4 protein-coding genes are annotated in these 8,238 nt (G+C 33.0%); all 4 read right to left on the minus strand.

Going from position 1 to position 8,238, the window contains the following annotated elements:
* Position 1 precedes the first annotated feature (1 nt).
* On the minus strand, positions 2-3,406 hold the full coding sequence (gene ileS, locus SLH33_RS09365; RefSeq protein ID WP_320418822.1) for an isoleucine--tRNA ligase: 3,405 nt from the start codon (positions 3,404-3,406) through the stop codon (positions 2-4).
* 131 nt (positions 3,407-3,537) lie between these two features.
* Entirely contained in the window at positions 3,538-5,457 is a 1,920-nt protein-coding gene (locus SLH33_RS09370; protein ID WP_320418823.1) for an OmpA family protein, read from the minus strand.
* Positions 5,458-5,460: 3 nt separating this feature from the next.
* On the minus strand, positions 5,461-6,384 hold the full coding sequence (locus tag SLH33_RS09375) for a type IX secretion system membrane protein PorP/SprF (protein ID WP_320418824.1): 924 nt from the start codon (positions 6,382-6,384) through the stop codon (positions 5,461-5,463).
* A gap of 21 nt (positions 6,385-6,405) precedes the next feature.
* On the minus strand, positions 6,406-8,238 hold a 1,833-nt coding region (locus SLH33_RS09380; RefSeq protein ID WP_320418825.1), incomplete at its 5' end, for a gliding motility-associated C-terminal domain-containing protein.

The following is an 8,238-nucleotide window of genomic DNA, read 5'->3' on the forward strand; positions in this document are numbered from 1 at the left end:
GTTATACTTTTTCAATTAACATTTTACCTTTAATGGTATCAAACTCAATTTCTGTACCATTCTCAATTGCATCAACAAAAACAACTTCATTTGCTAATGTTTCTGTTTTTATATAGGTTTCATTTGCCGATATTGATTGCTGTAGATCTTCAAGGTTAATAAATGTTAATTTTATTCTGTCGGTTACTTCAAAACCTGAATCTTTACGCGCATTTTGAATTCTATTAACAAGCTCTCTGGCTATTCCTTCTTTGCGTAAATCTTCGGTAATTGTAACATCCAACGCTACTGTTAAACCTTCTGCGTTTGCTACTAACCAACCTTCAATATCTTTAGATGAAATCTCTACATCTGCGGTTTCCAAAGTAATCATTTTTCCGTTAATTTCAACAGAAATCCCACCCTCTTTTTCAATTTTGGCTATATCTTCTTGATTAAATTCTTGTATTTTACTGGAAATCAACTTCATATCTTTTCCGAACTTAGGCCCTAAAGCTTTAAAGTTTGGTTTAATTTGTTTTACCAGAATATTTGATGCATCATCTAACAACTCAATTTCTTTTACATTTACCTCTGATTTTATCAGGTCTGAAACTGCTAAAATTTCTTCCTTTTGAGTAGCGTCTAATACCGGAATCATTATTTTTTGTAACGGTTGACGCACTTTAATCTTCTCCTTAGCTCTTAACGATAATACTAATGAAGATATTGTTTGCGCATTTTCCATTTTACGTTCTAATGATTTGTCGATGTACTCTTCATTACATTTTGGGAAATCAGCTAAATGCACACTTTCAAAAGCATCTTTTTGAGTTGCTTGTATTAAATCTTTATACAATCTGTCCATAAAAAATGGCGCAACTGGTGACCCTAACTTAGCCACAGTTAACATACATGTGTATAATGTTTGGTATGCTGAAATTTTATCTTGAGCGTACTCTCCTTTCCAGAAACGCCTTCTACATAAACGCACATACCAGTTACTTAAATGGTCTTGTACAAACGTATTGATTGCTCTGGTTGCTTTGGTTGGTTCATAATCAGCATACGCTTCATCAACGGTTTTGATTAATGAATTTAATTCTGATAAGATCCAACGATCAATTTCTGGTCTTTCGTTTAACGGAACTTCAGCTTCGGCATACGTAAAATTATCAATATTCGCATATAAACTGAAGAATGAATAGGTGTTATACAAGGTTCCGAAGAACTTACGCTTTACTTCTTCTACTCCGCTAATATCAAACTTTAAGTTATCCCACGGATTTGCATTGGAAATCATATACCAACGTGTAGCATCCGGACCGTGTTCTGCTAACGTAGTAAACGGATCTACCGCATTACCTAAACGTTTAGACATTTTTTGTCCGTTTTTATCTAACACCAATCCGTTAGAAACTACATTTTTATACGCTACCGAATCAAACACCATCGTTCCAATTGCGTGTAAGGTATAGAACCAACCACGAGTTTGATCTACTCCTTCTGCTATAAAGTTTGCTGGGTAGTTTTCTTTATTGTCAATTAATTCTTTATTCTCAAACGGATAATGCCATTGTGCATACGGCATAGAACCTGAATCGAACCAAACATCAATTAAATCGCTCTCACGATGCATTGGTTTTCCTGATGAAGAAACTAGTACGATTTTATCTACCACATTTTTATGTAAATCTATAGTATCATAATTTTCTTCAGACATATCACCCACTTTGAAATTGGCAAAAATATCTTCAGACATAACTCCTGCTTTAACTGCTTTTGTTATTTCTGATTTCAGTTCTTCAACCGAACCAATACAAATTTGCTCTGTACCGTCTTCTGTTCTCCAAATTGGCAATGGAATTCCCCAGAAACGAGAACGAGACAAGTTCCAGTCGTTCGCATTCTTTAACCAGTTTCCAAAACGTCCTTCTCCAGTAGATTTTGGCTTCCAATTGATGGTTTCGTTTAAGTCGAACATTCTATCTTTTACATCTGTAACCTTGATGAACCATGAATCTAACGGATAGTATAAAATAGGTTTATCGGTTCTCCAACAATGTGGGTAACTATGCACATATTTTTCAACCTTAAAGGCTTTATTTTCTGTTTTAAGTTTGATGGCCAACTCTACATCTACTGATTTTTCTGGAGCTTCTCCTTCAGCGTAGTATTCATTTTTAACATATCTACCTGCAAACTCATCCATTTCTGGTCTGAATTTTCCTTGTAAATCAACCAACGGAACCGGATTTGCATTTTCATCTAATACCAACATTGGTGGTACTGGTGGTTCCGCTTGTTTGGCTACTAAAGCATCATCTGCACCAAATGTTGGTGCGGTATGTACAATACCTGTACCGTCTTCGGTAGTCACAAAATCTCCAGAAATTACTCTAAAGGCATCTTCTGCAGCTTCATAAGGTAATGCGTATGGCAATAATTGCTCATAACGTATACCTACAAGATCTGTTCCTTTAAATTCCTTTTTAACAAAATATGGAATTTTCTTATCTCCATCAGAATATTCTAATAATTCTGAGTCTTTTTCTACTTGTTTATATTTACCACTAAATTGCTTTCCAACTAAATTTTTAGCTAAAATTACATTCATTGGCTTAAAGGTATATTGATTGTATGTTTCAATCAATACATAATCAATTTTAGGTCCAACTGTTAATGCTGTGTTACTTGGTAAGGTCCAAGGAGTAGTAGTCCATGCTAAGAAATATACTGTTCCTTCATCTGCAAGAAAATCAGGTAAGGTTTCTTCAACAGCTTTAAATTGAGCAACCACGGTAGTATCGGTTACATCTTGGTACGTTCCTGGTTGGTTCAACTCGTGCGAACTTAACCCTGTTCCTGCTTTTGGTGAATATGGCTGAATTGTATACCCTTTATACAACAAATTCTTATCATAAATTTGTTTTAACAACCACCAAACCGACTCCATATATTTAGGTTTGTAGGTAACATAAGGATCATCCATATCAACCCAATATCCCATTTTTTGAGTAAGGTCATTCCAAATATCTGTATAACGCATTACTGCTTTTTTACAGGCTTCGTTATACTCTTCTACCGTAATTTTAGACCCAATATCTTCTTTGGTTATTCCTAATTCTTTTTCAACCCCTAATTCAACCGGTAAACCATGTGTATCCCAACCTGCTTTACGTTTTACTTGGTATCCTTTTTGGGTTTTATAACGACAAAAAATATCTTTAATAGCACGAGCCATTACGTGGTGAATTCCAGGTAATCCGTTTGCAGAAGGAGGACCTTCAAAAAACACAAATGGTTCATTACCTTGGCGTGTAGTAATACTTTTTTCAAAGATGTTGTTTTCTTCCCAATAGTTTAAAATTTCTTCGGCTACTTTTGGTAAATCCAATCCTTTGTATTCAGTAAAATTTTTGCTCATTTTGTCGTTCTGTATATTGAATGTGCGAAATTACGTATTTTCTTGTAATTGTTAGGTTTGAAAACTAAAAAAACACCTTAAATTAAGGTGTTTTAATATACTTTTTAAGTATAAATTTTATTTAAAAAACATTAATTGAGAATATAAAAATAAGATCTTCTATTTTTTTGATGCTCTTCTTCTGTGCATTTGTTATTATCGTTGCAATGGTTCAATAACCTATCTTCTCCATATCCTATGGCACTTTGTATTCTTTCTTTAGCTATTCCTCTTGAAATTATATAATCTCTGGTAGATTTTGCTCTTTTATCAGATAAAATTCTGTTATACGTTTTAGTACCTCTACTGTCCGTATGAGATTCTATTTTAATAATCATTTCAGGATGGTTTTTCATAACAGAAACGATATGTTCTAACTCATATTCAGCATCTTCTTTTATTTTAGACGAATTAAAGTCGAAAAATATTGGATTTATTACTATTTGGTCTTCAATAATTAATGATTCTAATTGTATATCTGTTTGTAGTATTTTTTCATTAACATCTAAGGTTTGTGTATTTTTATGAAATGGTTTGTAATCATCTTTTGTAGCTGCTATGGTATATTTTTTTTCACAATCTATCTTTTTAAAGAAATAACTACCATCTTGTTTTGTTTGTTGTGTTGCTATTGGCTTTCCCTCTTCATCAATTAATCGGATAGTAACATTTGAAAGAGGTTTGTTGGTGTTAGCTTCAGTAACTAACCCTTTTATATCTTCTTTACATTTATAGATTAAAAAGCTGTAAATATCATCGTCTCCTTTCCCTCCTTTTCTATTGGATGAAAAATAACCATATCCTTTATAATTATCTATAACAAAAGCAAAATCGTCTAATGAACTATTTATAGGTGACCCTAAGTTTACTGGTTTTGTATACTTTTTCTCTTCATTTAATTTAGACTCAAAAACATCTAAAGCACCTAAACCTAAATGACCGTCTGATGCAAAATATAAGTTATTATTACTATCTATAAAAGGAAACATTTCTCTTGATTCTGTATTGATTGTATTTCCTAAATTTTCTGGTGTACCAAATGATCCGTCTTCTAAAATAGATACTTTATATAAATCTGTTCCTCCATAACCATTAGGCATATCAGAAACAAAGTAAAGTGTCTGTTCATCTTCGCTTAAAGCTGGATGCCCTGTGGAATACTCATTACTATTGAAAGGTAATTCTTGTATATTAATCCATTTTCCATCTACCCATTCAGCTTTAAAAATTTTTAAATGAGTTTTTCCTTGTTTATCAAATTCAAGGTTCTTTCCGTCAAAATTATCTCTTGTAAAATAAATTGTTAAACCATCTTTTGTAATGATTGGATTAGACTCATGATATTTTGAATTTATTTGTTCTTCTTTTTCAATTTCATCAACCTCCAAAAAATTTTGGTTATCAACTAGCTTGTTTTTAGTCTTGTAAATATCTAAATATGGTTGATTGTTCCATTTGTAGATTTGTTTTTTATTTTCATCTGGTCTTGTAGAAGAAAAGAATAAGTAATCATTATAAATAAAGCCTCCAAAATCTGAATATTTAGAATTTATTGATAAATTATGGATGTTTATAAATGTTTTTTCTTTGTTTGTATATTCTGAAAAGTACTCTTTATTTTGTTCTAAATATTTTACTCTGCTATCATTTTTACTAACCTTTTTTAATTTTAACATCCATTCATCCGACTCTTTTACTTTACCGTTCCCTTTTAATGTTTGCGCATATCTAAAAATATGATTTGAACTCACTTCATTTTGATATTTTTCCATTAGTTTTTCATACCAATGTTCTGCTTTTTCAAAATCAACATTATAGTAATAGGAATCACCTAACCTACTTAATGTTATATATGATTCATCTCCTTTTTCATATATGCTTTTATATAATTCTGCTGATTTTTTGTATGCAAACTCTTTAAAATATCTATCAGCCGCATATCTATTTTGACCATAAATAAAATTATAACAAAATACAACTGTAAGTAATAATATAGTTTTTTTAATAATCATATTTTAAAAGAATCTAGGTGATTTCATTACTTTTTGTTTAAAAATTTCAAATCTTAACATAATTTCATGACTTCCAGAGTTATAATTACTATAATTTGAAGTAGTTAAATCATATGCATACCCTATTTGCATTGATCTAGACACTTGTAAACCTAACAGAGCACTGATAGAATCTCCCCATCTCCATGCTACTCCTAATCTAAACTTATCATTGAATAAAAAATTAGCAGATACATCTAATGATAAAGGAGCTCCATCAACTATTTTTGTTAAAAATGCTGGCTTAAATTTTATATCATCTGTTAGATTAAAAACATATCCTCCTATTAAAAAATAGTGCATTCTTTCTGTAGCAACATCTCCCCCGTTTACATTATCATCATAATGGTCTGTTCTTAAAAAATTAGGTATGGCTAAACCAAGGTACCAATTTGGTTTGTAATAAAATACACCTGCTCCAATAGTTGGTAAGAACTTAGTTATGTTATTTCTTAATTCAATATCACTACCAGATTGAGGATTTGTTTTACTCCAGTCTACATTTAAATAACGTCCTCCTAATTTTAATCCAAATGATAAATTACCTCTATTACTAGTTCTTATTGTATATGAAACGTTTGCATCTAAAAACAGTTCATTAGAAGGTCCTATTTTATCATTTATTAAATTTATTCCTAATCCTACTCCGCTATAACCTAATGGTGTATCATAACTCAATGTTTGTGTTTGTGGGGCACCATCTACACCTACCCATTGAGTTCTTGCTAGTATATTTATTATAGTGTGGTCATTAGAGCCTGCATAAGCCGGATTAACACTTAATGTATTATACATATATTGTGTGTATTGAGGATCTTGCTGAGCATTTATTTTGACAAAAGATAATATAATAAATACAGAGATTACTACACTTTTGATTCTGATCATAATTGTTTTTATATTATAAAATTACTTTCTATTAAGGTAAATCCAACCTACTTTAGGTTTAGATCCATTCCCTAAATCGAGTACATAATAATAGGTTCCTGTAGGTAGTTTTTTATCAATTTGAATAGTTACCCTTCCGTTAGAAGTACCATCCCAACTGTTATCATAACTAACTTTTTTGTAAACAGTATTACCCCATCTATTAAATATTTCTAAAGTATTATTAGGATAATTTTCTATTCCTTGAATTACTAATGTATCATTATCTCCATCTCCGTTAGGTGTTAACACATTAAATACATTTACATTACTATCATTAATAATAGCATCACCAAAGCCATTTAATCCATCTACACTATCTGCTATACCATCTCCATCACTATCTGTTCCGCTGTCACTTACTACTCCATTCCCTCCACTAGTAGGATCTGTTGGGTCAGTTATATTTGAATCAGAATTACCTGTATCTCCGTAATTATTAACATCTTGATCAACATCATCTACTATTCCATCTCCATCAGAGTCTGATCCATCCACAATTCCATTATCATCTAAATCTAATGATTCATTTCCTCCTTCAACTATATCATTAATTCCGTCATCATCACTATCTAAATCTTGATAATCAGGAACTCCATCTCCATCAGAATCGGTATTTACAGGTTCTCCTCCGTTACCCTCTCCAAAAATTGAGTCATTAGCGTCCGCACTATCTAAAATACCATCATTGTCATTATCTACACCATCAGCTAAACCATCATTGTTAAGATCTATATTACCATCCTCAATAACATCGTTGATACCATCATTATCACTATCTAAATCTAAGTAATCTGGAACTCCATCACTATCTGTATCTGGTTCTTCATTAACATCGACAGAATCATCTGATTGTCCATCAAGATTTTCATCTACATAACCGTCATCAAAATCATCTATTACTCCATCATTATTGGTGTCTAAATTACCATTACCTCCTTCATCTACATCTAAAATACCATCATTATCACTATCTAAATCTAAACTATTAGGAATTCCATCATTATCTGTATCAGCGTTACCTTCAATTACATCAGGTATACCATCGTTATCATCATCTACGTCTAAATAATCAGGAATTAAATCACCATCAGTATCAAGTCCTGCTGTTACCGTAATTGTAACCGTAGCTTCTTCACATACATTCGGAGTCACCGACGTATTACATACTTGATAAACCACCGTAACATTAGTGCCTTCTTCTCCTGCTAACGGAGTGTAACTCATCTCTCCTGTCAATGCATCAAATACAACTGTACCGCCTGCAGTACCGCCCGTTTGAACGATACTCGTGTCTGATCCTGGTAAGAAATCATCATTGGTCAGTATATTCACCACTCCCGTAGTGCCTTCTACCACCGTCAACACATCGTCTGCCGTAGTGGGTACTAATGGATTCGCATCCGTACCGTCTGGGTTTCCATCGTTATCATCGTCGGGATCTGTTACATCGGGATCGCCATCGCCATCGGTATCTACCTGAACTGTGATCGTAACTGTAGCTTCTTCACAAACATTCGGAGTCACCGACGTATTACATACTTGGTAAACCACCGTAACATTAGTGCCTTCTTCTCCTGCTAACGGAGTGTAACTCATCTCTCCTGTCAATGCATCAAATACAACTGTACCGCCTGCAGTACCGCCCGTTTGAACGATACTCGTGTCTGATCCTGGTAAGAAATCATCATTGGTCAGTATATTCACCACTCCCGTAGTGCCTTCTACCACCGTCAACACATCGTCTGCCGTAGTGGGTACTAATGGATTCGCATCCGTACCGTCTGGGTTTCCATCGTTATCATCGTCGGGATC

The sequence above is a fragment of the Tenacibaculum sp. IB213877 genome, from assembly GCF_034043975.1.
Lineage (GTDB): Bacteria > Bacteroidota > Bacteroidia > Flavobacteriales > Flavobacteriaceae > Polaribacter.